Consider the following 24120-nt stretch of genomic DNA (forward strand, 5'->3'; position numbering starts at 1 on the left):
CACACATTTATTGTCCAATCGTACCACGGTTTAAGGTTACTAAAAAACTTTTAAGGTCTATTCTTATAAAGATATTCAAATGAATTTTGTAAAGACCAAAAAGTTGAATACTATTAGGCTAATTTACTCCTAACTTTACTAGCTGAAAGTAAGGTTAAGTAAAGAGCTGTACTAAACATTAGAGTAGAACATCCTATGACAACCTCTTTTACAGAAAACCAGTGAGAGGCTAGTCCCACTAAAAGAATAGTGATGACTTGTATAAAACTCGCAAACATCTCATAAATACTTGAGATTCTTCCCATCATATCGGTAGGGATATTCGATTGAATGTATGTCATAAATCCCGTATTAGAAATAGAGAGAAAAAATGAAAGTACAAAAAAACCGATGCTAGCTAACAAATAGGTTGTAGAAAAACTGTAGATTATATAACCAATGGAGACAAATAGTGTTCCTATACTCATTAAAAGTTTAGCGGGAACGAATCTTACTAGCACATTAGTGCAGATTGCACCTATTAAAAATCCGATACCAGCGATAGTGACAAGGGAACCATAGGCAGTATTGGAGAGATTGAGAATCTTCTTGGCAAATGTTACTTCCATGGAATCTAATGCTGCAGTAAGTAGCATTACCATTTGAAACATCATGTATAAGACGAAAAATGGGATAGCCTTTTTACTAAAACGTACAACTAAACTCCAGTCATTCCGGATATTTAACCAAGTAATTCTTGAATTTTCATGAGAAGCTGAAGACATTTGCTTAGGCAAAAGAAGTGCAAGAGCCGCACATAATAGAAAAATAAAGACATTTACAAATAATGCCTCCTTGAGGGAACCAATCATAAATAAAATCCCCGCAATTAATGGACCAGTTACAAATGCACCCGAATGGACAAAGCTAAGGATTGCATTAAATCGATGTCTTATACTTTCAGGTAGTAAAAGCGTCATATAAGTGAAGGAGGCTGGCTCAAAAATTGCACCAGCCATTTGTATGAAAAACACTAGTGTAAAAATAATGAAGATGGAATTAGAAAAAGGGATGAAGAAGATTAATATTGCTCTAAATAGGTCCAAGTAGACCATAATATGTTTAGTAGAAACACGGTCAATTATACTTCCAGCCCAAGGTCCGACTAACAACTGTGTGATAGGTTTGATAATATATAAAGTGGCAACTGCTAAAGCAGATCCTGTTATTTCTAATACCATTAGGTTAATTGCTAATAGGTATATCCATCCTCCAATATTGGCAACTCCAACGGAACTCAAATATAAAATTGGGAACTTCCATTTGAATGAGTACATTTTAAAACCTCCGACATATTTAAATTTGGTCAATAAAAAAATCCCACCCCCAAGACTGTTGTCTTAGGGACGAGATTAATATGTCGTGGTGCCACCCTAGTTTGCCCTAATGTCGCCATTAGTGACCTTTTCAAGTACGGCATGTATACATGCTTATACTCTAGCTCGATAACAGGAGCAACTGTCACATAATACCTTGTTCTGTACAAGTCCTATGTGAAGCTCAGAGGCTTGTTTCGGTAACTTCATTCTTACCCATTCACAGCTACTAGGGCTCTCTTTGAAGATATTCGATTACCTACTCTTCTCTTCATAGCTTTTTAATTTTTCCTATCATACCATATCCACTTCTAAATACTAGTTGTTTTTTATCTTTTGCAATAACTTTTTATCAGTATAAAGCATACTGGAGTAACGCAAACTTCTATGAAAAGGAGTGTTTACGATAACATCACTTACAGAAGCTATTAAAAAGTTTGCATTCCCATTTAATACTCCAGGGGATTTCACTCCTCTTTTAACAGCTATAGGAGAGTCTAGAGTTGTATTACTCGGAGAAGCTAGTCATGGAACTTCAGAATTTTATAAAGTTCGATCAGAGTTAACAAAGCGACTGATTGAAGAAAAGGGATTTACTCTAATTGCGGTAGAAGGAGATTGGCCATCTACTCAGCGAGTAAATAGATTTATAAAAGGATACGATACAGACCTCAACAAACAAAATGTACTAAATGTATTCGAACGCTGGCCTACTTGGATGTGGGCAAATGAAGAGATTTCGGAATTAGTTTTGTGGTTAGAAAAACATAATAAGCAACTAAAAAATAACAGGAAAATAGGATTCTACGGAATTGATGTATATAGTTTATGGGAATCTTTAGATGAAGTGATAAACTATTTGCGGAAAACAAATCCGGAAGGAACTGATATGGCTTTTGCAAAAAAAGCAATATCCTGTTTTGAGCCTTTTAACCGTCATCCCGAAACGTATGCATTTTCCTCTATTCACATCTCGGATGCTTGTGTGGAGGAAGTAACAAAGTTAGTTTCATCTATTCGCACAAATGAAAAGCAGTATGAAGATAAGGAAGAGGCACATTTAAATTTAAAGATAAATGCATTAGTCGCACAAAATGCAGAAGAATATTACAGAGCGATGGTTCGCAGTGATGAACTTTCCTGGAATGTTCGTGATGAGCATATGGTCGAAGTGATTAACGAAATTATGGATTATCATGGGAAAGATTCGAAAATAATAATTTGGGCACATAATACTCATATTGGAGATGCATCGGCAACAGATATGAAAAAGGAAGGTCTGACAAACGTAGGAGAAATTCTTCGTATGCAGAACAAGCGTGAAAATGTGTTTTCGGTTGGATTTGGTACTTATAGTGGCGAGGTTATTGCGGCAGATGAGTGGGGAACTACTCCTAAGAGAATGACTGTGCCACCTGCAAGAAAAGACTCATGGGAAGATATGCTGCATGGTGTAGAAGCTTCTGATAAGCTTCTGATTTTTGACGAGGAGAATCGAACATTCTTTAATGATTGGGTGGGGCATCGGGCTATTGGTGTCGTGTATAATCCAGACTTCGAAGCCTATGGAAATTACGTTCCTTCTAGAATTGGGAGCAGATACGATGCCTTTATCTATATAGATAAAACGAATGCTATATCACCCATTGACTAAATATTGAGTGCAGATGGAGAGGGAGTAATTTCTCCATCTGTCTATGTTACTTAAATTCTAGATTTCTTCATGGTCCAGGAAGTCAGTAACATATAGCGCTTATACCAAGTGAAGACTGCCACGGTAATATAAAGGATGGACCTATCTCTTTTACAAAAAAACTAGTGATCAAAATAACTAAGAATCCTCCTGGCCCATATAAACCAGCCCTAATCATCATCTTTTTATCAGTAGCATTTTCATCAAAAGATCTTTGACTTATTAAACCGAATATCATTTTTACTCCTAAAGCTGTCATAACCATTATCAATAGGATGAGAAGTAGGGAAGAAATGATATATACTTCTTCAGAAGCTTTAGTACCAATTATAGGAATAATTATGCTTCTCATTATTAAAAACCATCCAACCAAGTTTATAGCTATTTCACTTACGAATATGAAGCTCTTGCGTTTATTTTCACGCGGTAAATGACTAATAATCTCATCTGCATAACCCTTAGGATCATTGCCAAAGATTTCTTGCGCTGTTTTACCATCTAGTTGACCTTCCGTAAGATGATTTAACATCTCCATCAAAACTTCCTCTGATTGTTGCTCTGATAAGGTTAGCTTCGTTCGAATATAAAGTAATAAGTTCGTGTAATATTTCTCATTTTCCTCCGTCAATAGTGCTCTTTGTTTGTTATTTTGTTCGATTAACTCACGTGCTTTCAAATGGTTCATCCCCTTTCGATAATAGAGCATTAATAGGTACTGATAACTGGTTCCATTCTATAGAAATTGTTTCAAGAGCTTCTTGTCCGGCTGAAGTCAATGAATAATATTTGCGATTGGGTCCAGATTCAGAAGGTCTCATTTCACCAATAATAAGCTTGTTTTTTTGAAGTCTTAATAAAACAGGGTAAATCGTGCCTTCGCTTACATCCTCTAAACCAACTTTTTGGAGTTTTTTAGAAAGTTCATAACCGTAGACTGGTTCTTTTTCGATAACGGCAAGTACACAGCCATCAAGTATTCCTTTGAGTAGTTGACTTCTAATGGACATTTATTTCTCCCTCCCACTAACTTGCATAACAAAGTAGTTGTATAAAGAAATGCTACCTTGCTTTGCAAAGTAGCTAAGGTAAGTATAAATTTAATTTGTAGTAATGTCTACTAGGTAAATTGTTCACTTTATTGTAAGGATTAAAAAAGTTCCTTATTATCTGACAATTACGTGTTAAACTAACAGTAACTAAATGACGAATTAGGAGGAATAGAGTGAGGATTTGGAGAAAGCTATTAGTTTCTGTTGTATCAATTGTGATGATTAGTGGATCTGTTTTTATTTCTACAAGTGAAAATAATACCGTTGAGGCAGCTACTTCGTATAGTAGTTTAAAAACTAAACTCAATACTATTATGGCTGATAATCGCATGAAAAGTGCCTCTACAAGTGTCACGGTAAGGAATGCTGCTACTGGAGAAATTGTGTATGAACATTACGGAGACAAAAGGATTACTCCTGCTTCCACAATGAAATTATTAACAGGTGCAGCTGCACTGGAAACACTTGGTGAGAAGTATCGTTTCTCTACGACAGTTTTGACGGAAGGTAAAGTAGAAAAGGGTATATTAAAAGGAAATCTCTATTTAAAAGGTCAAGGGGATCCAACATTATTAAAAACACATTTAGATAATTTTGCAGCAACATTGGCAAGACAAGGTATCAAAAAGGTTAATGGAAATTTAGTCGGAGATGATACTTGGTATGACAAAGTTCGACTTTCTGCAGGTATTTTAGCTGAGGACGAGCCATATTACTATGCTGCACCTATCTCGGCGTTAACGCTTTCGCCAAACGGGGATTATGATGCAGGATCGGTTATTGTTACAGCAAAACCAAGTAAGAATGGTAGAGCAACAAGTATTACATTAACACCTGCAACAGGTGTTTTACAAGTAGTCAATAACTCCAAAACGGTACCTAAAGGATATAAAAACACATTAAAGGTAACTCGTAAAGTGGGAACTAATAAAGTAATTATTACTGGAAACTCTCCATTAGGAACTTCCGGTATAAAAGAATGGATTTCTGTTACGGATCCAACAGCCTACTCATTAGATGTATTTAAAAAGTCATTAGCAGAAAAAGGTATTACGTTCACTGCAGCTTCAAAAGTTGTGCAGGGTAAAGTGCCAGTAAATGCAAAAGCTCTTGCTTCAAGGAAGTCCATGGAACTAAAGGATTTAATGATTCCATTTATGAAACTAAGTAATAACACACATGCAGAAGTATTGGCAAAGGAAATGGGAAAAGTAATACATGATGAAGGAAGCTGGAAGGCAGGCCTTCTTGTTATGAATGAATACGCATTATCGATTGGGCTGGATGCTTCCAAATGGACTTTTGAAGATGCCTCCGGAATGTCCTATTCCAATAAAGTCACTTCTAGCCAACTTTCGAAACTTTTGTACTTAGTACGCTTGGAGCCTTGGTATCCTATCTATAGTAAAAGTCTACCAGTGGCGGGATCTTCCGATAGATTAATTGGTGGTACGCTTAAAAACAGATTAAAAGCAAGCCCTGCTAGAGGTAATGTAACGGCCAAAACAGGTAGTCTAAAAAACATAAAATCTCTCGCTGGCTATGCAAAAACTAAAAGTGGTGAAACACTTATATTCACGGTGTTAACAGAAAAAAATAAGTCAAGTACAATTCCAGTAATCGATCAAATCGCCACAACAATTGCTAATTATTAATGCTAAAAGCGCCACCCTTTCAAAAGAAAGGGTGGCGCTTTTAATATGGGGTTAATAATATTTTATAGATCTAGAGTTGGTACCGATTATATTATTAATACGAAAAAACCAAATAGGTGTTAGATCCCCATCTAAGGGATGTGTCTTATTGATTTAATTGTCCACCGTCGACTGTGTAGATGGATTGAGTAACATAGGAAGCCTCATCAGATAATAAGAAAGATACCACATTTGCGACTTCTTCAGCTTCGCCGTAGCGTCCCATTGGAACGGCTGAAGCGAATGCTTTTGTAGCTGCTTCACCTTGGCCAGGTAGAGTATTCTCTTCAATTTGACGCATCATGCGTGTATTGATGATTCCCGGAGCAACGGCATTTACACGTACACCGAAGGGTGCTGCTTCAAGAGCTGCTACACGGGTGATACCAATCAATGCATGTTTCGACATGATATAACCAACCATACCTGGAGAAGCCATTAGTCCTGCTCCGCTTGCTGTGTTAACGACAGCACCAAATCCTTGTTTTTTCAACACTGGTAACACATATTTCAAGCCTAGGAAGGCTCCTTTTATATTGACATTGTAAACCAAATCAAATGTTTCAATTGGATAGTCTTCAATTTGTTTAGTTGTACCTTCAATACCTGCGTTATTAAAGAAACAATCAATTTGACCGAATTTAAGAACTGTGGCATCTACATAAGCCTTGACTTCCTCTTCTTTTGCCACATTGGCTTGAAGAGCAATTGCACGAGTTTTATCTAAGCCCAAATCAACGATTACTTGTTGAACAGCTTCTAAATTTAAATCTACAAGAGCAAGTTTTGCTCCCTCATCAGCTAATTTTTTGGCTGTTACTTTTCCAATTCCACCTGCTGCACCTGTTACGATTATTACCTTATTTTCAAATTTACCCATAAAAAAAACTCCCTTTTTATATAAATTACTTTGAATACGAGATAGTATAGTAGTCAAAAATTGTCAATTAACTCGATTTCACACTGTTCTTTAAATATTTTTAACTCTAAGTTAATAAAAAGATAAATTTAGTTCACTAAGGTAAGTATGGTTTAAATTTGTACATCTATGTACTATACTATTTGTGTAGTGAGGTGAGTTATGTGGCGCGTGAACGTAAGTTTACTGATGAAGAGTTATTTAAAGCAACGAAGTTATTGCTAATTGGGGATGGTTACGATGCTTTCACATTTAGTAAGCTAGCTTCGATGATGGAAGTTTCTCGTGGAAGTATATATAAATATTATGAAAACAAAGATGAATTAATCTTAGAGTTTCTCATGTATGAAATGAATCGATTTCTTCAAGAATTTAATGAACTTGATAAAAATGGGGATTTCCAAACACAGTTTTCTATAGTTATTGATTTTATTTTTAAGCATAGTGAAATTCATCAAATACTGGAGATTATTAGCCAAATCCCTAAAAAATCTCCCAATCAAGTCATTTCATCCAATCAGGCACAGTTAACTGGATACTACAGGGATATGTATAAACAGTTTCAAGGTTTAATTGAGCAAGGGAAGAATGAGCAGGTGATTAAGAGACATCTATCGGATGGTATAATTCTGGGAATGATATTTCAAACTATTGCTATTCCCAATCATTTTGGTATACCACGTGACGAATGGGTAGCTTCTATTAAAGAAATTTTAAGTGAAGGTATGTTTCAGCGCGATTGATTGACATACAAGTCACTTTTACACATAATGTAAATGACAGGTATGTTTTTTTATCCAAAGTGACACTGATGTCACTTAAATTTAAAAAGAAAGAAGTGGACTTATTGAAAAAGGTACTAGGTAGAGTAACTGATTTTATTGCAACTCGAAAAGGTATGTGGATTACTTTAGGTATTTGGATAGCAATTACTGTAGTACTTACAATAGTTGCACCAGGTGCAGGCGATCATAAAGTTTCTAGTGTAGCCTCATTACCAGAGGATGCCAAGTCGGTTATTGCACAGGAAAATATTGACGAGCATTTTAAAGATGCAGAAAGTTTACCGGGAATTTTAGTTCTACAGTCTAAAGAGGAAATAGACATGGAAGTTCTTGTAGCAGCCTTAGATAAAGTTGCGGCTGCAAATATAAACGGTTTGAAGGAGATGATTCCTTTAAGTAGTTTGCCACCACAAGCACTCGAAGGATTTTTCTCAGCAGATAAGAAAACATCTGTTATTCCACTAAGTTTTATTACTTCTTTGGAAACCTCTGAATTAGAGGAAAGCCTGGATCAGGTGAGTGAGATTGTGACCGAGGAAACCGGTTCGAAAGTATATATGACTGGACCAGCTGGAATTGCTGTAGATACCACAAATCTATTTGAACGTGCTGATCTTGTTTTAATATTATCGACAGTAGGCATTATTTTAATTCTTTTAATTGTCATCTATCGTTCTCCATTATTAGCACTAATTCCGCTTTTAGCAGCAGGTATTGTGTATCAAGTAGTAAACCAGTTGCTTGGGATTCTAGGAGCTAACGGATTAGATTTAGCAAGTCAGTCATTATCAATCATGTCCATCTTATTGTTTGCGGCAACAATTGATTATTCATTGTTTGTATTTTCTCGTTACAGAGAAGAGTTAAAGAATTATGAAACTAAATTTGACGCTATGAAGTACGCAATGCGTGAGACAGGAATTCCTGTATTTTTTGCAGGTGGTACAGTTTTAGCTGCAATGCTAGTATTATTCTTTGCATCATTCGGAGATTATCGTAATTTCGCACCAATTTTTGGAACAACAATGCTTGTTATTATGCTTGCCGCTGTCACATTAATCCCAGCATTATTTACACTTTTCGGTCGAAAATCATTTTGGCCACGTATTCCAAAGTACGGGGAGACAGAAGTAAAAGCAAACTCTCTATGGAGCAAAATTGCATCATTTGTTGTCCATAAACCTATAGTTGCTGCCGTTTCTATATTAGTTATTTTAATCGTTTCGGCATTAAATCTGTTCAATTTAAATTATGAATTTGATACGATGAAATCTTTCCCTGATGATATGCCATCCCGGGAAGGGTATGAAATTATAGAGAATGAATTTGCAAAAGGGGATTTAGCTCCTACAACTGTATTATTTGAATCTGAAAGTGAAATTACGGAAGAGACACAAGCTAGTCTAATCGAGCAGTTATTACAGCAAGATTTAGTTAGTACTGTTAGAGCTACGGGGATTTCAGAAGATGGACTTGCAGCACAGTTCCAATTAACATTTGAGGAAAGTCCATATTCAACAGAGTCGATGGATGCTCTTGAAAAAATGATAGAGGATGAGGAAAGTATTGTTAAAGATAGCAATGCTGAGGGTGATTTATACTTTGCGGGTGAAACAGCTTCACAAGTAGATGATCGTTCAGTAAATAGTCGCGATCTAATCCTTATCGTTGTACTGGAAACAATATTAATCTTTATATTGTTAATCGTGCTAACGAAATCTGTCAAAATGCCAATATACATGATGGGAACTATTCTATTGTCGTTCCTGGCAGCGCTTGGTCTAGGTATGTTCTTATCGAATTTATTCTTCGATATCGATACGATTAGTAATCGTGTTCCGTTGTATTCGTTCGTGTTCTTAGTAGCACTAGGAATCGATTATAATATTATTCTTATTTCTAGGTATTTGGAAGAACGAGAGAAACATCCTGTGAAAAAGGCTGTAGAAATTGCAGTATCTCACACAGGTGGAGTTATTTCATCTGCAGGGATACTACTTGCAGCAACGTTTGCTGTATTGATGACGCAGCCAATCCAACTGTTATTCGTTTTTGGATTTATCGTAGCTGTAGGAATTATTTTGGACACATTCTTAATACGCGGTATTCTATTACCTGCATTGATTGTCCTATTTGAAAAAGATAAAAAATAATATAACCGCATGGTCTTTTAGAATAATTCTAAGAGGACCATGCGGTTTTTTTTAGAAGACTTTCTTTCTATCCCTTTCATCTTTTAGTAATTCAACTGCCTCACGAAAACGAAGTGAATGAATATTTTCTCGTTCTCTTAAGAAACGTAAAGCATCATTGATACCGGGATCATCTGATATATCGATTAACCATTGATAGGTGGCACGTGCTTTTTCTTCTGCAGCAATATCCTCATATAAATCTGCAATAGGGTCTCCTTTAGATTGAATATACGTAGCTGTAAAAGGAACACCCCCAGCATTCTCATAAAATAGGGAGTGTCCGTGATTAACGAAATGTGCACCTAAACCAGCTTTTTCTAATTGTTCAGGGGTAGCATCCTTTGTCAATTTATAAATCATCGTAGCAAGCATTTCAAGATGTGAGAATTCTTCGGTGGAAATATCTGTAAGGAGTCCGATTACTTTATCCGGAACGGTATAACGCTGATTCATATATCTAAGAGCAGCCGCTAGTTCTCCATCAGCACCTCCATATTGTTCCATCAGATATCTAGCGAGCATCGGATTGCAAGTTGTTACCTCAACTGGATAAAGTAACTTTTTTTCATAAACCCACATCTAATTTCTCCTTTCTCATAACTGCCATGGCCAAGGATCTTGGTTCCAACGCCAACCTAATTCAAGCGCCTGCCTTGAGGGGATGGATTTAAGTGATAATGGACCAAACTTATTTTCGTATTGTTTGCGTGCCACTGCAGCATTTTTAATAGCTTCTCTCCATTGTTCTAAAGCATCTTCATCGTTTGGGTGTGTATCCGTGTATAATGTCCATTCAACCACAACGAAATCCATTTGTTGTACTGTTTTTAACAGTCTCATTCTTTCATCAAAAACATTCATGAAATTCCTTCCTCTCGGGAAAAGCCATCCACAAATTTGGGCCAAAGAGAACCTTGCATTAGTGCTTCCTCTGGAGAATTTTGAGGTAGACCTGGTTGTTGGAAGTTAGTGAAAATTTGTGGTGGTAACACAAAATACTTTATGGTAATAGGGGGACATGGGTCTCGTGGTGAAACGAAAGGCTTATAACTTCCTCGGTAACTTGGATTTTGCAAATGCAATCACTCCTTCTATTCATCCTATGGAGCAAGAGCTTGTCTAATTCTTAAATATAAAAAATCCTTAAAAGTTTAGAAAAACTAATAAGGATTCGTTAATGAAAAATTCTCTATTACACTCTTAAGATATCCCTAAGAAAAATAGAACTAGCGGAATAGAAATAATGCTGATAAGTGTGGTAACAAGAGTTGTAAATGAAACGAGATCGGGTTCCGTATTAAATTGCAATGCTAGCATCGTGGTATTAGCAGCGGTTGGCATAGCTGCTAGTATAATCGCAACTTGCTTAACCGTGTCATTAACTGGCAGGAAGTATAAAATTCCAACAGCAAGTAAGGGAGAAATAATTATCCGAATAACAGAAACTGCGGCTACATACCGATAGGCAACCTTTTTACGAGAAATGACGGCTAATTGCATCCCGAGAACGAGCATTACGGTTGGTATCGAGGCATCTGCTACAAGCCCGACTCCTTCCATTACTGCCTGTGGCACAGTCAATTGTGTTTCTTGTAAAAGAATTCCAAGTGCAGCTGCATAAACGACTGGCATTCTAATAACTCGGTGCAGTGATTGTTGCCATGTTGCTTTCTCCCCTCCACCAAGAGACGCAAAAAATATACCAAATGTATTGATAAACAAACCATGTAAAACCATAATCATTACGGCATAGTCAAAACCGGTAGCCCCTAAAGCAAATAACACTACTGGAGCTCCATAATTTCCACTATTCATAAACATGCCACCTAAAATCATAGCAGAAAGCTGCGACCGCGATGATTTCATAAGAGTTCCAGTAACCCAAGTAATTATTAGTAATATAAAAGCTAAAACTAGGCAAAATATTACGATATATAAATATTCCAGCGTTAAGGCAGCTGTATAAAATGTTCGGAAAGCTAAAAATGGAGACATTAGGTATAGTGCAGCAGTTGAGATAGATTTAATATCAAAACCAATAAATTTTTGTCCAACAAATCCGATAAAGAAAATAATAAAAACCGGCAAAATAATCAACACCAGCTCCAATTCAACACCTTCAATCTAAATGGTCATTTTATAATTATTAAAACCACTATAGCATATTTTAAAAATATAGAATGATAGGTGTAGAAATTACTCAAATGGAAATGATATATATTATGTCAGTAGTGCAGAAGACTATCAATAATTGATAAGAGTCTGAAGGAGGAAAAAATTATGGCAATAGAAAAACTTAAAATTGGCATTGTAGTAGGAAGCGTTAGAAAAGGGAGAAACGCGGAGGCTGTATCGAAATGGATGTATCATTTTGCTTGCAAACGACAGGATGCTGACTATGAATTAGTAGATTTGATAAATTATAGATTACCACTTCTTGGCCAAGAGATACATGCAGAACAGCAGGAAGAAGCAAACTCTGCCATAAGAAATTGGTCTCAGAAAATGGCTACATATGATGGCTATATTTTTATAACTCCGGAGTATAACCATTCAGTAGGCGGGGCTTTAAAAAATGCATTAGATTACTTAAAACCTGAATTAAACAATAAGGCGGCTAGTTTTGTAGGATACGGAAGTTTAGGAGGGGCACGTGCACATGAAAACATGCGTCTAATCTTAGGAGAACTACAGGTGGCAGATGTTCAAACCGCAGTGAACTTCTCGTTAATGACTGACTTTCAAAATATGACCTTATTCAAGCCTGCTGATTATCATGAAGGTAACGCAAATAAAATGCTAGATCAATTACTAGCGTGGAGTGGTGCTTTAAAAACACTACGGTAAACAAAAGGTAATTGAGTCCAAGGGAATAATACTTTTCCCTTGGACTTTTTACGTTATAATTAAAATGTATTATTGAAAATATTCGGATAATATAAAAGGGGTGTGGCAATGGATATTCAGAACAGAGTAGCAATTGTAACAGGTGGAGCATCGGGGTTGGGGCTTGCTACTGTTACACGTTTACTTGAAAAAGGGGCTAGGGTAGTAATTTATGATTTAAATGAAGAATTAGCAAAAAAGGCCACTCAAGAATTCGGAGATAACGTCACATACCAAATAGTTAATGTGACCAACGAAGAATCTGTCATTAAGGCAATACAGCATACGGTAGAAAAGTTAGGATCCATACATATTTGTGTGAATTGTGCAGGTATAGCTCCTCCACAAAAAGTAGTTGGAAAATCTGGAGTAATGCCTTTAGAAAACTTCAAGAAAGTTATAGATATTAATTTAATTGGAACGTTTAATACCTTAAGGTTAGCGGCTGCGGAAATGACCAAAAATGATATAAACGAGGAATCCACTGAACGAGGCGTTATTATCAATACAGCATCAGTTGCGGCATTTGAGGGTCAAATGGGGCAAGCAGCTTATAGTGCTAGCAAAGCCGGAATAGTAGGGATGACACTTCCAATTGCAAGAGATTTATCTTCATTTGGCATACGTATAAATGCAATTGCCCCAGGATTATTCCATACACCGATGGCAGAAAGTTTAGGAGAAAAGGTAATAGAAAAATTAGAGTCTCTAGTAGAATTTCCCAAAAGGTTAGGTAGACCAGAGGAGTTTGCTAATTTAGTAGTATTTATGATTGAAAACGAATATATCAATGGAGAAGTAATTCGATTAGACGGAGCAATCCGAATGCAACCGAGGTAAAAAGAAAAGCGAAAGCGCCTGAGAAAGCCCTGACAAGCACTGGAAGGATTTCGGAAAAGGCGTCCTTTGCCTTTATCGAAATCCTGAAGTGACTCGAAGGGCTAGGCGCTGTAGCTAGACAAAAAGAAAAGCGGAGGGCACCATCTAGCCTCGATAACCGCTGGAAGGATTTCGAGTAAAGGTGTCCTTTGCCTTTATCGAAATACTGAAGCGACTAGAGAGGCTGGTGCCCAGAGCTGGACAGGAAGAAAAGCGAAAGCGCCTATGGGGAAGGCAGTCTAAGTTCGCGACATCGTGTCGCAATGACTGCATGACCCGCATCGTGCGGGCCTAAAAGCACTGGAAGGATTTCGAGTAAAGGTGCTGTAGTTGGAAGTAGTAAAACGAAGGGTGGAAATGAGATGACAGAGGTTGTAATAGTAGATGGGGTTAGAACAGCAATAGGTAGAAGAAAAGGGGCATTTTCAGAATATCGTCCTGATGAACTTGCAGCTATTGTTTTAGATGAGTTAGTAAAGCGTGCAGGTGTGGATAAAGCAGATGTAGATGATGTCATTTTAGGGTGTGTGACACAAATAGGGGAACAAAGTGGGAATATCGCTCGAACATCAGCGTTAATTGCAGGTTTCCCAATACATGTACCAGGCGTTACTATTGATCGTCAATGTGGTTCGAGTCAGCAAGCAGTCCATTTTGGGGCGCAAGCAATTGCCTCGGGAGATATGGACATAGTCATAGCTGGAGGCGTAGAAAGCATGACACGGGAGCCTATGTTTTCAAATGTACGAAATACAAAAGTAAGTCCTAAGCTTAGCGAGAAATATGAAATTATCAATCAAGGGTTATCTTCAGAGCGAATGGTAGAGAAATGGAATTTAACCCGTGAAGAGTTGGATAAGTATTCATCAGAAAGTCATATTAAGGCCTTCGAAGCAATTGAAAAAGGTCATTTTGAAAAAGAAATTATTCCAGTAGACGTTTTACAAGCAGATGGAACAATAACAAGCTTCAAAATTGACGAGGGGCCCCGTGCAGGCTCAACTGTTGAGGTATTAAGTGGATTGAAACCAGTATTTGATGAAAATGGTGTAATTACAGCGGGGAATGCCAGTCAAATGAGTGATGGAGCTTCTGCAGTTCTTCTGATGTCTCGTAAAAAGGCAGATGAGCTTGGCCTAAAACCTAAAGCTCGTATTATTGCTCGCAGTGTAACGGGGTCTGACCCGACGCTTATGTTAACTGGTCCTATTGAAGCGACCAAAAAAGTCCTTTTAAAAGCTGGTCTTTCAATTGAAGACATGGACACCTATGAAGTGAACGAAGCTTTTGCGCAAGTTCCACTAGTTTGGCTTCATGAAACGGGTGCCAACCCTGAAAAGTTAAATCCAGATGGAGGAGCTATAGCACTCGGTCATCCGTTAGGAGCTACAGGGACAAAGCTATTAGTTACGATGCTGCATAGGCTAGAACGCACTGGTGGACGCTATGGTCTACTAGCTATTTGCGAAGGTATGGGTATGGCGAATGCAACGATTATTGAAAGAATTGAATAGGGGGTCTAATAATGGGCAGATATAGATTTGAGACGGAAGAGCATGTGATATTCCGTAAATCTTTACAAAATTTCCTACAGAAAGAAGCTGTCCCCCATTATGATTCATGGGAAAAGGACAGATTAATTCCAAAGAAATTTTGGAGAAAATTAGGCGAGATGGGATATTTATGCCCACAAGTAGAAGAAGAGTATGGTGGGCTAGGTTTAGACTTTAGTTTTGGAGTAATTATGTCGGAGGAATTAGAAAGGGTTGGTTCAAGTCTAGTAGGGGTCGGACTGCATAATGATATTGTTGTGCCTTATATAGAGTCCTTTGGTTCACAGGAGCAAAAAGAACGCTGGCTTCCAGGCTGTATAAATGCCGACTTTATCACTGCAATTGCGATGACCGAGCCAGGAGCTGGTTCAGACTTGGCTAATATTCAAACTACAGCAATCCGCGATGGAGATCATTATGTTTTAAATGGACAAAAGACATTCATCACTAATGGTATTAATGGCAACCTATTTTTAGTAGTAGTCAAGACGAATCCAAAAGCAGAACCGAAGCATCAGGGTATAAGTTTAGTGGTTGTAGAAGAGGGTGCTCCTGGATTTTCCAAAGGGCGCAAGTTAGACAAGGTTGGTTTACATGCACAGGATACATCCGAATTGTACTTTGAGGACTGTCGTATTCCAGTTTCTAATTTAATCGGAGTAGAAGGAAAAGGCTTTGGTTACTTGATGGAGAAACTACAGCAGGAAAGACTAGTAGTAGCTATCTCTGCTCAAATTGCATCAGAGGACATGTTAGAAATGACAATGGACTATGTGAAGTCTCGTAAAGCTTTTGGAAAACCAATTGCATCCTTCCAAAATACACAGTTCAAAATAGTAGAAATGGCTACCAAAATAGAACTTGGCAAATCGTTTTTGGAATCACTAATTGAGGATCATATTGCAGGGAAAGAAGTAGTTACTAAAGTATCGATGGCGAAGTATTGGCTAACCGAAACTGCCAGAGAAATTTCAATTGAATGTATGCAACTACATGGTGGGTACGGATATATGGAAGAATACAAAATTGCACGAAGATATCGAGACATTCCAGTTGCTTCTATTTACGCTGGAACAAATGAAATAATGAAGGTAATTATCTCAAAAAATTTAGGTTTATAGTTTAAAATAGTTAAAGCTCAGCACATGAATTAAGTTTCATTGTGCCGAGCTTTATTGTTTTTCTTCAATTAATTAGTTTCCAGCATGTCTCCATTGTGTAGGAGTATCTGCCTTAGGGCAATTTGGAAAAGTAGAACCCTCTGCAAGGTCTAACTCATCACCATCTTCATCTATATATCGGCCTGCCTCTGTTACTGGTTCACCTGAATTATGGTGATGACCTTCAGCATGCTTCCAATAAGTAACTACTTCTGATTCTGGACAAGAAGGGAATTTATCACCCTTATTTAATCTTTTAGTAATCCCGGCTTCGCATGTATAGGCACCGGTTTCTTCTACTACTTCATCTGTTGCATGCTCGTACTGTTGACTATCCATGTTAAATTCCTCCTTCATGTTTATAACCTCTGCTCTATATTTACCCATTGCAACCTACCTAAAACCTGACAGGTAAAACTAAATAGGTTTAATACTATCAATTCGGGGAGGTAACATCTAAGTAAAGCTAAGTCTCTCCACCAAGATCTAATAAATATCGTTTAGTAGTACAAGCAAAGCAGATAGAAGTATGAGAAAGCGAGAAATTTATAAAGGTGTGCATCCATACTATCTGGATGCACACCTTTAGTTTAAAAACTCATTACTTCCATACATCCTGAGAAATTTGAATCACATGATGAATTTTAGACCATTGCTCTTTCTCCGTTAAAAGGTTTCCTTCTTCGGTTGAAGAAAACCCGCATTGAGGACTCAAGCAAAGTTGTTCTAGAGGAACATATTTAGTTGCTTCAGTAATTCTATTTTTGACAAGTTCTGTATCCTCTAAAGCTCCATGTTTGGATGTGATTAATCCTAATACAATTGATAAGTCTGAACGAGTAACGTGACGAAGTGGTTCAAATCCACCTGAGCGTTCATCGTCAAACTCTAGAAAAAGACCGTCTACATCTAGTCTTGCAAAAATAGTTTCTGAGACTAACTCATAACTACCGCTTGTAATATATGTGGACTTGAAGTTTCCTCGACAAATATGCATAGTAATTAACAGATCATGGGGACGTTTTGCAATAGATTCATTGATGGCACGTGCCGATAAAGCTAATGCCTCATCTAATTCCATCCCTTTTTCTTTTAAAGAAGCAATGCCTTCCTCAGAAAAAGTAGTTGCCCAAGAAGTATCATCAATTTGAAGGTAACGACAGCCCTCGTCGTATAACGCTTGAATCACATCTTGATAAGCAACAACTAAATCTGCAAACAATTCTTCTTGGCTCGCATAAACTCCCTCTTCAATAGTAGCACGGTACAATAACATATTAGGGCTAGGTATAGTAAATTTAGCTACAGCTTCACCAACTATTCCTTGAAGAAACTTAAAGTGTTCAATCATATAGTGCGTGCTAAACCGGATCTTTCCGGTTACTTTAATACCATGTGCTCTTGTTTGTACACCTTTAAACGTTAATCCTTTGTCTGTTTCATAAAACTCTACCCCGTCAAATCCACTAAGAAAATCGAAATGCCACCATTTACGTCTAAATTCTCCGTCCGAAATAGACTGGAGTCCTATATCTTTTTGTTTGGTGACTAGTTTTGTAATTTCTTCATCTTCTATTTGTTTTAAGTGATCTGCAGTTATTTCATTATTTTCGAATTGTAGACGAGCTTCTTTTAAGCGAGCTGGTCGTAAAAAACTTCCTACGTGATCTGCTTTGAATGGTGTATTTACAACTAGTGATTTTGACATTTTATATTCCTACTTTCTCCTGTTGTTTGGATGCTATTTCTAACGATTGTTCAAAGTCAGCTATTAAATCATCAACATTCTCTAATCCAACGGAAAAACGTAGAAGGCCATCTGTTATGCCCCGCTTTTCTCTTTCTGCTTTAGGCATTGCTGCATGAGACATTTGAGCAGGGTGGGAGAGTATGGATTCTACTCCGCCAAGACTAACTGCGAATACAGGAATCCTAATATTTTCTACGAATGACTTAGCAATGGATCTATTTGGTAAACGGAAGGAAAGAACTGCACCGGCACTACTCGACTGTCTGTTATGTGTATCAAATCCTGGATGAGTGGACAGTCCAGGAAAATATACTTTTTCGACTAAATCATGCCCACTTAAATAGTTGGCAATTTTTCTCGCAGTTTCAGCAGATTTTTCAAATCGTACACTTAGTGTTTTTATCCCTTGTATGAGAGAAAATGAATCTTGTGCACCTAAAATAGCACCGAATGAGTTCTGGATAAATGCTAAACGATTACCTAAATCATCATCTTTTGTAACTGCAAGTCCTGCAATAACATCGCTATGTCCGGATAAAAATTTTGTGGCACTATGTAAAACGACATCTACTCCCAAGTCCAGTGGACGTTGGTATAATGGTGTCATAAATGTATTGTCTAAAAAGGTTAAACAGTCATGGGACTTTGCAAGCTCTACTACTGCATGAATATCAGTGATACCCAAGCAAGGGTTCGAGGGTGTCTCAATGTATATTAGTTTTGTATTGGGTTGTATTGCTCTTGTAATTGCATCGATGTCAGTAAAATCTGCAAAGCTGTGCTCAATCCCAAAACGAGGCAATACTTCAGTAACAAAGCGAAAGGTACCGCCGTATACATCTTCTGTAATAACGATATGATCGCCAGAAGACAAAAGCATAAAAGTAGAAGAAATAGCTGCAATTCCCGAAGCAAATGCAAGTCCTCTAGTTCCTCCCTCTAGTTCCGCAATGGTTTTTTCAAGTGCTTCTCTTGTAGGGTTTCCCGATCGACTATAGTCATAAGGGCCGAAATTATCAAAGCTTTCTTGATGAAAAGTGGAGGATAAATAAATAGGAACATTGACAGCTCCCGTTTTTATTTCTGATTTTCCACGAGTAGAGGCGACGACTAGACTAGTTTCCAATGACTCTTTGAAATCACTCATTTTAAAACCTCACTTTCTAAAGTATTAAATACTTGTTGTAAATCTGTTATTAAATCTTCGACCTCTTCAATTCCCACCGAAAAACGAAGGAGACTATTATCAACCCCTCGTGCAGTTCGTTCCATCTCCGGTATATCCGCATGTGTTTGTGTAGCAGGATAAGTGATAAAGCTTTCCACACCGCCAAGACTCTCTGCAAATACAATTAATTTCAAATTCTCTAGGAAAGGGGCAACCCACTCGCTTTTATGTAAACGGAAGGACAACATCCCACCAACCCCGGGATATAATACATCTTTAACTGCAGGCTCTTGCTTTAAAAATTCTGTAATTCTTTTAGCGTTTAAATCATGTTGCTTCATACGTAGATGAAGCGTCTTTAATCCTCTTATGAGTAACCAAGAATCGAAAGGAGAAAGGACGGCTCCTGCTGCATTATGATTAGTTTGCAGCTGTTCACTAAGTTCCGCACCCTTCGAGACGACAAGTCCCGCAAGAACGTCATTATGTCCACCAATATATTTGGTACCACTATGAATGACAATATCAGCACCCATTTCAATAGGTCGCTGTAAGTAAGGAGTAAGGAATGTATTGTCTACGATTAAAAGTAGATTATGCTCTTTTGCAACCTCAGCAAATAGTTGGATATCAATTTCCAACATCAAAGGGTTTGTTGGGGTTTCAATAAATAAAGCTTTTGTATTTTTGGTTATCAATGCTGTTACTTCTTCAGCTGATTCAAACTTTGCATAAGTGGTACGAATATTGTAAGAATTTGCATACTGGTTAAATAACCGGTAGGTTCCACCATATAAATCATCAGGCGCAATTAATTCATCCCCTGAGCGAAAAAGGGACAAAACCAATTGTATAGCAGCCATGCCAGAACTACAGGCAAAGCCAGCATCTCCATCTTCTAACTTTGCAATTCCATCTTCTAAAATAGCGCGAGTTGGGTTTTTAGTTCGTGTGTAATCATATCCTGTTGACTGCCCGATCCCATTATGTTTGTAAGCTGTTGAAAGATAAATAGGGGGATTTACCGCACCAGTTTTCTCATCACTATGGTTGCCCAATTGAACTAACTGTGTATCGATACTGTTCTTTGACATTAGATGCTCATCCTTTACAATTAAAATAAAAAAAAGAGGATTCTCTAATAAGAAGAGAACCCTCAAGTAATATTGAAGTTTGTCTTCTTATCTTCAAGACGTCAAACGTCTATTTGGAATTAGCACCATACCTAAACGTGGCTGGTTGCTGAGACATCTACGGGCCAATCCCTCCGTCTCTCTGGATAAGAAAAATATATTAAATTATCAAAATTTTTAATTTAAATAAGCTTAACACGTTGCCATTCTTTTAACAAGATGCATTTTGTTCAACATCATAACAAAAATGTCCATATTAAAACAATTACACCGAGTATTAATGATATCCAACCTACTATTAACTTGTGAGAATAAGCTAAAGCTACTAGCCCCAAAAGAACTGCTCCAGCACCTAGCCAAAGCGGAGCATAAAAGAAACCTAGCACCCCTAAAACGATACCTAACAAACCAACCCATAATCCTGTAGAAGACTCCATCGTATCCACCTCCTATCTTGTATTGTAGGAACATAAGGCATAATGCTCCTCGTAATATTATATGAAGGTGTAAGAAAGGGAGATAAACAATCGGAGGGTGTATAGGGTACTTTGCCATTTAATTAAATAAACAAAATACTAGAATGTTGTTAAAAATTTGTTATACTAACAAACAGACCCGTCGGTATGTTAGGAGGAAATTCAGATATGGATACTAAATCACTCATAATTGAAACTGCTACAACACTGTTTCAACAAAAAGGCTACAAAACTGTAGGACTAACAGAAATTTTAAAAGCATGTAACGTTACAAAAGGGGCCCTTTACCACCACTTTCCAAATGGCAAAGACGAACTCTTAATAACTTGTTTACATGCTTTAAAAGAAGATATTACAACAGATATTAAAGTGATTTTCAGTAAGCATCCTTCGACTGAAGATGCCATAATTTCCATGATCGATAAGTTAATTCGTAGTTTTGAAAAGGATGGGACCATCACTGGCTATACATTTAGCAGTATCGTTAGTGAGATGGCGACAATGAGTGAGCCTGTCCGAACCGCTTGTAGTGATTTGTATGAAAATATAGAGCAAATTTATTACATTAAACTATTAGCGGATGGTTTTTCGGTTGAAAAGGCTACTGCCATTTCATTATTATTGACTGCTTCAATTGAAGGAGCAATGATGCTTTGTTTAACTCAGCAATCAACTAATCCCTTAATAAAAATTTCAAAACTATTACCAACTTTATTAAAGAATTTCTGAAAAGGAAAACCAATATCTAAAAAAGAGTACAGTAACTCTGTAATATTGTAGGAATTGTCAGCTGTTTAATGAAACAGCTTTTAATAGTGCACTTAGGAATCTGTGGACTATCTTTAATCCAAGCGAAAACCACCATAATAACATGGTTTGCATATTGGATTTAAATGAAAAAATCTTGGACACTTCAAAGAGTTTTTCTCTCTATAACGTTATCCTCTATTATAAAAATCGACTGTTTTGCTTCATATTAATTGCCAAGGTCTAAATAAGCTTTTTGAAAGGAAGATAAGTAAGATATGCATCAAGATAAAAGACTACCAAGGAATGGTAAAGAAGGCGCGATATTCGGCGCAATCATTTGTACATTATCAGTACTATTTATAGGATCAATCAACATAATTCTTGCAGCTGGAGGATTTAACAGTGAGGTTGCAATGGATATGTTAATCCTGTTGCCTATTATTTGGGTTATTGTGATGATTATTGAACCGTTAGCTATCGGTCGTTTTGCTGAATTTTTAGCATCTAAATTTATTTCACCAACAGACGGTTTTGCTGCTCGTATTATGTTCCGTACACTGTTCACAGTTTTAGGTATGTCATTTACAATGACTATTGTTGGAGATATCATGGGGAATGGATTTACAACTGAAATCTTTACTAACTTTATCCAAATTTGGCCACGTAACTTTTTAATAGCTCTATTCTTAGAAAGCTTGGTTATTCAACCGATTGCACGTTTTGTAATGGTTAAAATGCATGAAGCTCAAGATAGAAAAGCATTAGTTCAAACAAATACACAAAGTATCTAGGTAAAGTAAGGTACATGGACATTGCACTTACACATCGGATGAAGCTTTCTGTAATAGGGTAAATGAATCAGGAGAAGCTACGAGATACAGTCACGTAGCTTCTCTACTTTTTTAAGTAATCCTCCAATGTCGGTTCCCTAAAAGGTGAATAAGTTAATCCCATAAAAAAAGCGTCCAGACTTTTGAAAGTCTGGCCGCTTTTTTTATATTGTTGAACCAGGTTCACGAATGACTAATACATCACATTTAGCTGAACGCACGATTGCTTCAGATACCGAACCAATTAAATAGCGTTCTACTGGCGTATGTCCAGTAGCGCCGCAAATAATTAAATCTGCCTCCACTGATTTAGCAATCTCTTTTGTTATTACTGTTTTAGGTGAACCATATTCAATAATGATATTTACATTTTCAACACGAGCCGCTATAGAGCGAGCCTTATAGCGATCTAAGATTTCCCGAGATTGTTCTTTAACTTCCTCCGCAATTTCTTGATCAAAAGCTCCAAAATAACGCGTATCAATAATGTTTACGATATGTAATTGCGCTCCTTCATTTCGATATGCAATATCAATCGATTTGCGGAATGCATATTCAGCCTCTTTTGAACCATCTACCGCTACTATAATACTATTATATTGATTTTCCATTGTTTACATCTCCTCCTTTTATATATTTGGTTGAAGCTAGAACCATATCTACACCTAGCTTCCAAATTATATGTGTTAAGTTAATCATCCAAGTTGCTGTATCTGTCTTTATTGTAACATAGAGCATGTAACGGATAACTGCTGTAATATGGACTTTTGGTCCGTATTTCAGGAATACTCTCCCGATAATTGGAGTAAAAGTACAGTTCAATAAATTACATTACAAAATCCTCTTGTTGAGAAATATATTTTTTATTGATTAATGTGAAAAGCGTCACTTGAAACAGAAATCAGGGTTATATTAGTTGGATTATATTGTTCAAAATACTTGGGGCACTTAGTTCAAGGTATAAAATATTATAATTTCATAAAAAAAAGAATGGCTTAAAAAGCAAGCCATTCTCAAGGACTCTGATTTATTTCCCACCTAGCAGGTCAAATAATCCACCAGTTATACTACCTTCACCTTTTGAACCACCACCAGGTGTTTGGGGAGCTGCTGCAAATACTTTACTAGCCAATCTACTAAACGGAAGTGACTGGATCCATACGGTACCTGGACCACGAAGAGTAGCGAAGAATAATCCCTCTCCACCAAATAAGGCAGTTTTAACTCCTTTGACCATTTCTATATTGTAGTCAACGTCCGCAGTCATTGCTACGAGACACCCAGTATCTACGCGTAAAACTTCTCCTTGCTGAAGAGACTTTCTATGAATTGCCCCACCAGCATGAACGAAAGCGAGGCCATCACCTTCTAGTTTTTGCATGATGAAACCTTCACCACCAAAAAAGCCTGCTCCTAACTTACGTTGAAATTCGATGCCAATTGTAACACCTTTTGCTGCTGCTAAGAAAGCATCCTTTTGACAAATAATTTTGCCACGGTATTGACTTAAATCCAATGGAATAATTTTACCTGGGTAAGGTGATGCAAAGTAGACATGTCTTTTTCCACTACCTGTATTAGTGAAAGTTGTCATGAATAAACTCTCTCCTGTAAGCATACGCTTACCTGCACCCATTAATTTGCCCATAAGACCACCGCCGCTACCAGCAGAACCGGATGAGCCATCGCCGAAAATAGTTTCCATAGAAATACCGTCTTCCATCATCATTAAACTTCCTGCTTCGGCAACAACTGTTTCCTTGGGATCTAATTCGATTTCAACAAATTGCATATCATCACCGTATAATTTGTAGTCAATTTCATGATTATTCATGAACAATTTCC

Annotated in this window: 24 protein-coding genes, 1 riboswitch and 1 other annotated feature; of the genes, 10 read left to right on the forward strand and 14 right to left on the reverse strand. The window is 37.2% G+C overall.

The window, feature by feature from the left end; all coding sequences use genetic code 11:
• Positions 1-113: 113 nt before the first annotated feature.
• Positions 114-1316: an MFS transporter gene (locus tag MKX53_RS02405; protein WP_340908780.1), complete on the reverse strand. Its 1203-nt coding sequence runs from the start codon at positions 1314-1316 to the stop codon at positions 114-116.
• Positions 1317-1378: 62 nt separating this feature from the next.
• Positions 1379-1639, reverse strand: a binding site (T-box leader).
• A 122-nt stretch (positions 1640-1761) separates the two neighbouring features.
• Between MKX53_RS02405 and MKX53_RS02410 the strand changes: the two genes are divergently transcribed.
• Complete coding sequence (locus MKX53_RS02410; protein ID WP_422194313.1) at positions 1762-3009, forward strand: erythromycin esterase family protein; 1248 nt, start codon at positions 1762-1764, stop codon at positions 3007-3009.
• An 82-nt stretch (positions 3010-3091) separates the two neighbouring features.
• Here the strand turns inward: MKX53_RS02410 and MKX53_RS02415 are convergent, their stop codons facing one another.
• Together MKX53_RS02415 and MKX53_RS02420 are read right to left on the reverse strand one after the other, a co-directional pair.
• Positions 3092-3724 (reverse strand): DUF1129 family protein, encoded by a 633-nt coding sequence (locus MKX53_RS02415; RefSeq protein WP_340908784.1) that lies wholly within the window; start codon positions 3722-3724, stop codon positions 3092-3094.
• Positions 3711-4055 carry a PadR family transcriptional regulator gene (locus MKX53_RS02420; RefSeq protein ID WP_340908786.1) on the reverse strand — a complete coding sequence of 115 codons (345 nt, stop codon included), beginning with the start codon at positions 4053-4055 and terminating at the stop codon, positions 3711-3713. The genes MKX53_RS02415 and MKX53_RS02420 overlap by 14 nt, the downstream gene beginning before the upstream one ends.
• A gap of 215 nt (positions 4056-4270) precedes the next feature.
• Here MKX53_RS02420 and dacB point away from each other — a divergent pair, with 215 nt between their 5' ends.
• Positions 4271-5752 (forward strand): D-alanyl-D-alanine carboxypeptidase/D-alanyl-D-alanine endopeptidase, encoded by a 1482-nt coding sequence (dacB, locus tag MKX53_RS02425; RefSeq protein WP_093535993.1) that lies wholly within the window; start codon positions 4271-4273, stop codon positions 5750-5752.
• 145 nt (positions 5753-5897) lie between these two features.
• On the opposite strand, the gene MKX53_RS02430 is transcribed toward dacB, so the two are convergent.
• Positions 5898-6671 (reverse strand): SDR family NAD(P)-dependent oxidoreductase, encoded by a 774-nt coding sequence (locus MKX53_RS02430; protein ID WP_340908789.1) that lies wholly within the window; start codon positions 6669-6671, stop codon positions 5898-5900.
• Positions 6672-6874: 203 nt separating this feature from the next.
• On the opposite strand from MKX53_RS02430, the gene MKX53_RS02435 reads away from it, so the two are divergent.
• Together MKX53_RS02435 and MKX53_RS02440 are read left to right on the forward strand one after the other, a co-directional pair.
• Positions 6875-7453: a TetR/AcrR family transcriptional regulator gene (locus MKX53_RS02435; protein ID WP_340908792.1), complete on the forward strand. Its 579-nt coding sequence runs from the start codon at positions 6875-6877 to the stop codon at positions 7451-7453.
• A gap of 104 nt (positions 7454-7557) precedes the next feature.
• Complete coding sequence (locus MKX53_RS02440; RefSeq protein WP_422194297.1) at positions 7558-9648, forward strand: MMPL family transporter; 2091 nt, start codon at positions 7558-7560, stop codon at positions 9646-9648.
• A 51-nt stretch (positions 9649-9699) separates the two neighbouring features.
• Here the strand turns inward: MKX53_RS02440 and MKX53_RS02445 are convergent, their stop codons facing one another.
• The 3 genes from MKX53_RS02445 to MKX53_RS02460 form a co-directional block, all read right to left on the reverse strand.
• Positions 9700-10269, reverse strand: coding sequence for a manganese catalase family protein (locus MKX53_RS02445; protein WP_093535987.1), 570 nt, complete (start codon positions 10267-10269; stop codon positions 9700-9702).
• Between the two features lie 15 nt (positions 10270-10284).
• The gene (locus tag MKX53_RS02450; protein ID WP_340768146.1) at positions 10285-10551 is read right to left on the reverse strand and encodes a spore coat protein CotJB; all 267 of its coding nucleotides are present in this window, start codon (positions 10549-10551) and stop codon (positions 10285-10287) included.
• A 339-nt stretch (positions 10552-10890) separates the two neighbouring features.
• Entirely contained in the window at positions 10891-11778 is an 888-nt protein-coding gene (locus MKX53_RS02460; RefSeq protein WP_340908794.1) for an AEC family transporter, read from the reverse strand.
• A 192-nt stretch (positions 11779-11970) separates the two neighbouring features.
• Here MKX53_RS02460 and MKX53_RS02465 point away from each other — a divergent pair, with 192 nt between their 5' ends.
• The 4 genes from MKX53_RS02465 to MKX53_RS02480 all read left to right on the forward strand — a co-directional run bounded on the left by MKX53_RS02465 (position 11971) and on the right by MKX53_RS02480 (position 16129).
• Complete coding sequence (locus tag MKX53_RS02465; RefSeq protein ID WP_340908796.1) at positions 11971-12537, forward strand: NADPH-dependent FMN reductase; 567 nt, start codon at positions 11971-11973, stop codon at positions 12535-12537.
• 108 nt (positions 12538-12645) lie between these two features.
• The gene (locus MKX53_RS02470; RefSeq protein WP_340908799.1) at positions 12646-13416 is read left to right on the forward strand and encodes a 3-hydroxyacyl-CoA dehydrogenase; all 771 of its coding nucleotides are present in this window, start codon (positions 12646-12648) and stop codon (positions 13414-13416) included.
• A 401-nt stretch (positions 13417-13817) separates the two neighbouring features.
• A complete protein-coding gene (locus tag MKX53_RS02475; RefSeq protein WP_340908802.1) occupies positions 13818-14969 on the forward strand; it encodes a thiolase family protein in 1152 nt (383 codons plus the stop codon).
• A gap of 11 nt (positions 14970-14980) precedes the next feature.
• A complete protein-coding gene (locus MKX53_RS02480; RefSeq protein WP_340908805.1) occupies positions 14981-16129 on the forward strand; it encodes an acyl-CoA dehydrogenase family protein in 1149 nt (382 codons plus the stop codon).
• Positions 16130-16201: 72 nt separating this feature from the next.
• Here the strand turns inward: MKX53_RS02480 and MKX53_RS02485 are convergent, their stop codons facing one another.
• From MKX53_RS02485 to MKX53_RS02505, 5 genes are all read right to left on the reverse strand, one after another.
• Positions 16202-16507 (reverse strand): hypothetical protein, encoded by a 306-nt coding sequence (locus MKX53_RS02485; protein ID WP_340908808.1) that lies wholly within the window; start codon positions 16505-16507, stop codon positions 16202-16204.
• 262 nt (positions 16508-16769) lie between these two features.
• A complete protein-coding gene (locus tag MKX53_RS02490; protein WP_340908812.1) occupies positions 16770-17876 on the reverse strand; it encodes a 5-methyltetrahydropteroyltriglutamate--homocysteine S-methyltransferase in 1107 nt (368 codons plus the stop codon).
• 1 nt (position 17877) lies between these two features.
• Positions 17878-19065, reverse strand: coding sequence for a cystathionine beta-lyase (gene metC, locus MKX53_RS02495; RefSeq protein WP_340908813.1), 1188 nt, complete (start codon positions 19063-19065; stop codon positions 17878-17880).
• Entirely contained in the window at positions 19062-20180 is a 1119-nt protein-coding gene (locus MKX53_RS02500) for a methionine biosynthesis PLP-dependent protein (RefSeq protein WP_340908814.1), read from the reverse strand. The genes metC and MKX53_RS02500 overlap by 4 nt, the downstream gene beginning before the upstream one ends.
• Positions 20181-20264: 84 nt before the next feature.
• Positions 20265-20372: riboswitch (SAM riboswitch) on the reverse strand.
• A gap of 83 nt (positions 20373-20455) precedes the next feature.
• Positions 20456-20656 (reverse strand): hypothetical protein, encoded by a 201-nt coding sequence (locus MKX53_RS02505; protein ID WP_093535957.1) that lies wholly within the window; start codon positions 20654-20656, stop codon positions 20456-20458.
• Between the two features lie 207 nt (positions 20657-20863).
• Between MKX53_RS02505 and MKX53_RS02510 the strand changes: the two genes are divergently transcribed.
• Both MKX53_RS02510 and MKX53_RS02515 read left to right on the forward strand, forming a co-directional pair.
• Positions 20864-21424 (forward strand): TetR/AcrR family transcriptional regulator, encoded by a 561-nt coding sequence (locus MKX53_RS02510; protein ID WP_340908815.1) that lies wholly within the window; start codon positions 20864-20866, stop codon positions 21422-21424.
• 296 nt (positions 21425-21720) lie between these two features.
• On the forward strand, positions 21721-22236 hold the full coding sequence (locus MKX53_RS02515; protein WP_340908817.1) for a DUF2798 domain-containing protein: 516 nt from the start codon (positions 21721-21723) through the stop codon (positions 22234-22236).
• A gap of 203 nt (positions 22237-22439) precedes the next feature.
• Here MKX53_RS02515 and MKX53_RS02520 read toward each other — a convergent pair whose 3' ends face one another.
• Together MKX53_RS02520 and MKX53_RS02525 are read right to left on the reverse strand one after the other, a co-directional pair.
• Positions 22440-22886 carry a universal stress protein gene (locus MKX53_RS02520; protein ID WP_340908820.1) on the reverse strand — a complete coding sequence of 149 codons (447 nt, stop codon included), beginning with the start codon at positions 22884-22886 and terminating at the stop codon, positions 22440-22442.
• Positions 22887-23302: 416 nt separating this feature from the next.
• The gene (locus MKX53_RS02525; protein ID WP_093535949.1) at positions 23303-24109 is read right to left on the reverse strand and encodes a TIGR00266 family protein; all 807 of its coding nucleotides are present in this window, start codon (positions 24107-24109) and stop codon (positions 23303-23305) included.
• Positions 24110-24120: the final 11 nt, after the last annotated feature.

The sequence above is a fragment of the Psychrobacillus sp. FSL K6-4615 genome (genome assembly GCF_038008225.1).
GTDB lineage: Bacteria > Bacillota > Bacilli > Bacillales_A > Planococcaceae > Psychrobacillus > Psychrobacillus psychrotolerans.

Bases quoted from the DNA above. Each gene is read 5' to 3' on its own strand.
- MKX53_RS02405 (WP_340908780.1), bottom strand. From the start codon at position 1,316: ATGTACTCATTCAAATGGAAGTTCCCAATTTTATATTTGAGTTCCGTT.
- MKX53_RS02420 (WP_340908786.1), bottom strand. From the start codon at position 4,055: ATGTCCATTAGAAGTCAACTACTCAAAGGAATACTTGATGGCTGTGTA.
- MKX53_RS02430 (WP_340908789.1), bottom strand. From the start codon at position 6,671: ATGGGTAAATTTGAAAATAAGGTAATAATCGTAACAGGTGCAGCAGGT.
- MKX53_RS02445 (WP_093535987.1), bottom strand. From the start codon at position 10,269: ATGTGGGTTTATGAAAAAAAGTTACTTTATCCAGTTGAGGTAACAACT.
- MKX53_RS02450 (WP_340768146.1), bottom strand. From the start codon at position 10,551: ATGAATGTTTTTGATGAAAGAATGAGACTGTTAAAAACAGTACAACAA.
- MKX53_RS02465 (WP_340908796.1), top strand. From the start codon at position 11,971: ATGGCAATAGAAAAACTTAAAATTGGCATTGTAGTAGGAAGCGTTAGA.
- MKX53_RS02470 (WP_340908799.1), top strand. From the start codon at position 12,646: ATGGATATTCAGAACAGAGTAGCAATTGTAACAGGTGGAGCATCGGGG.
- MKX53_RS02475 (WP_340908802.1), top strand. From the start codon at position 13,818: ATGACAGAGGTTGTAATAGTAGATGGGGTTAGAACAGCAATAGGTAGA.
- MKX53_RS02480 (WP_340908805.1), top strand. From the start codon at position 14,981: ATGGGCAGATATAGATTTGAGACGGAAGAGCATGTGATATTCCGTAAA.
- MKX53_RS02485 (WP_340908808.1), bottom strand. From the start codon at position 16,507: ATGGATAGTCAACAGTACGAGCATGCAACAGATGAAGTAGTAGAAGAA.
- MKX53_RS02490 (WP_340908812.1), bottom strand. From the start codon at position 17,876: ATGTCAAAATCACTAGTTGTAAATACACCATTCAAAGCAGATCACGTA.
- metC (WP_340908813.1), bottom strand. From the start codon at position 19,065: ATGAGTGATTTCAAAGAGTCATTGGAAACTAGTCTAGTCGTCGCCTCT.
- MKX53_RS02500 (WP_340908814.1), bottom strand. From the start codon at position 20,180: ATGTCAAAGAACAGTATCGATACACAGTTAGTTCAATTGGGCAACCAT.
- MKX53_RS02505 (WP_093535957.1), bottom strand. From the start codon at position 20,656: ATGGAGTCTTCTACAGGATTATGGGTTGGTTTGTTAGGTATCGTTTTA.
- MKX53_RS02510 (WP_340908815.1), top strand. From the start codon at position 20,864: ATGGATACTAAATCACTCATAATTGAAACTGCTACAACACTGTTTCAA.
- MKX53_RS02515 (WP_340908817.1), top strand. From the start codon at position 21,721: ATGCATCAAGATAAAAGACTACCAAGGAATGGTAAAGAAGGCGCGATA.
- MKX53_RS02520 (WP_340908820.1), bottom strand. From the start codon at position 22,886: ATGGAAAATCAATATAATAGTATTATAGTAGCGGTAGATGGTTCAAAA.
- MKX53_RS02525 (WP_093535949.1), bottom strand. From the start codon at position 24,109: ATGAATAATCATGAAATTGACTACAAATTATACGGTGATGATATGCAA.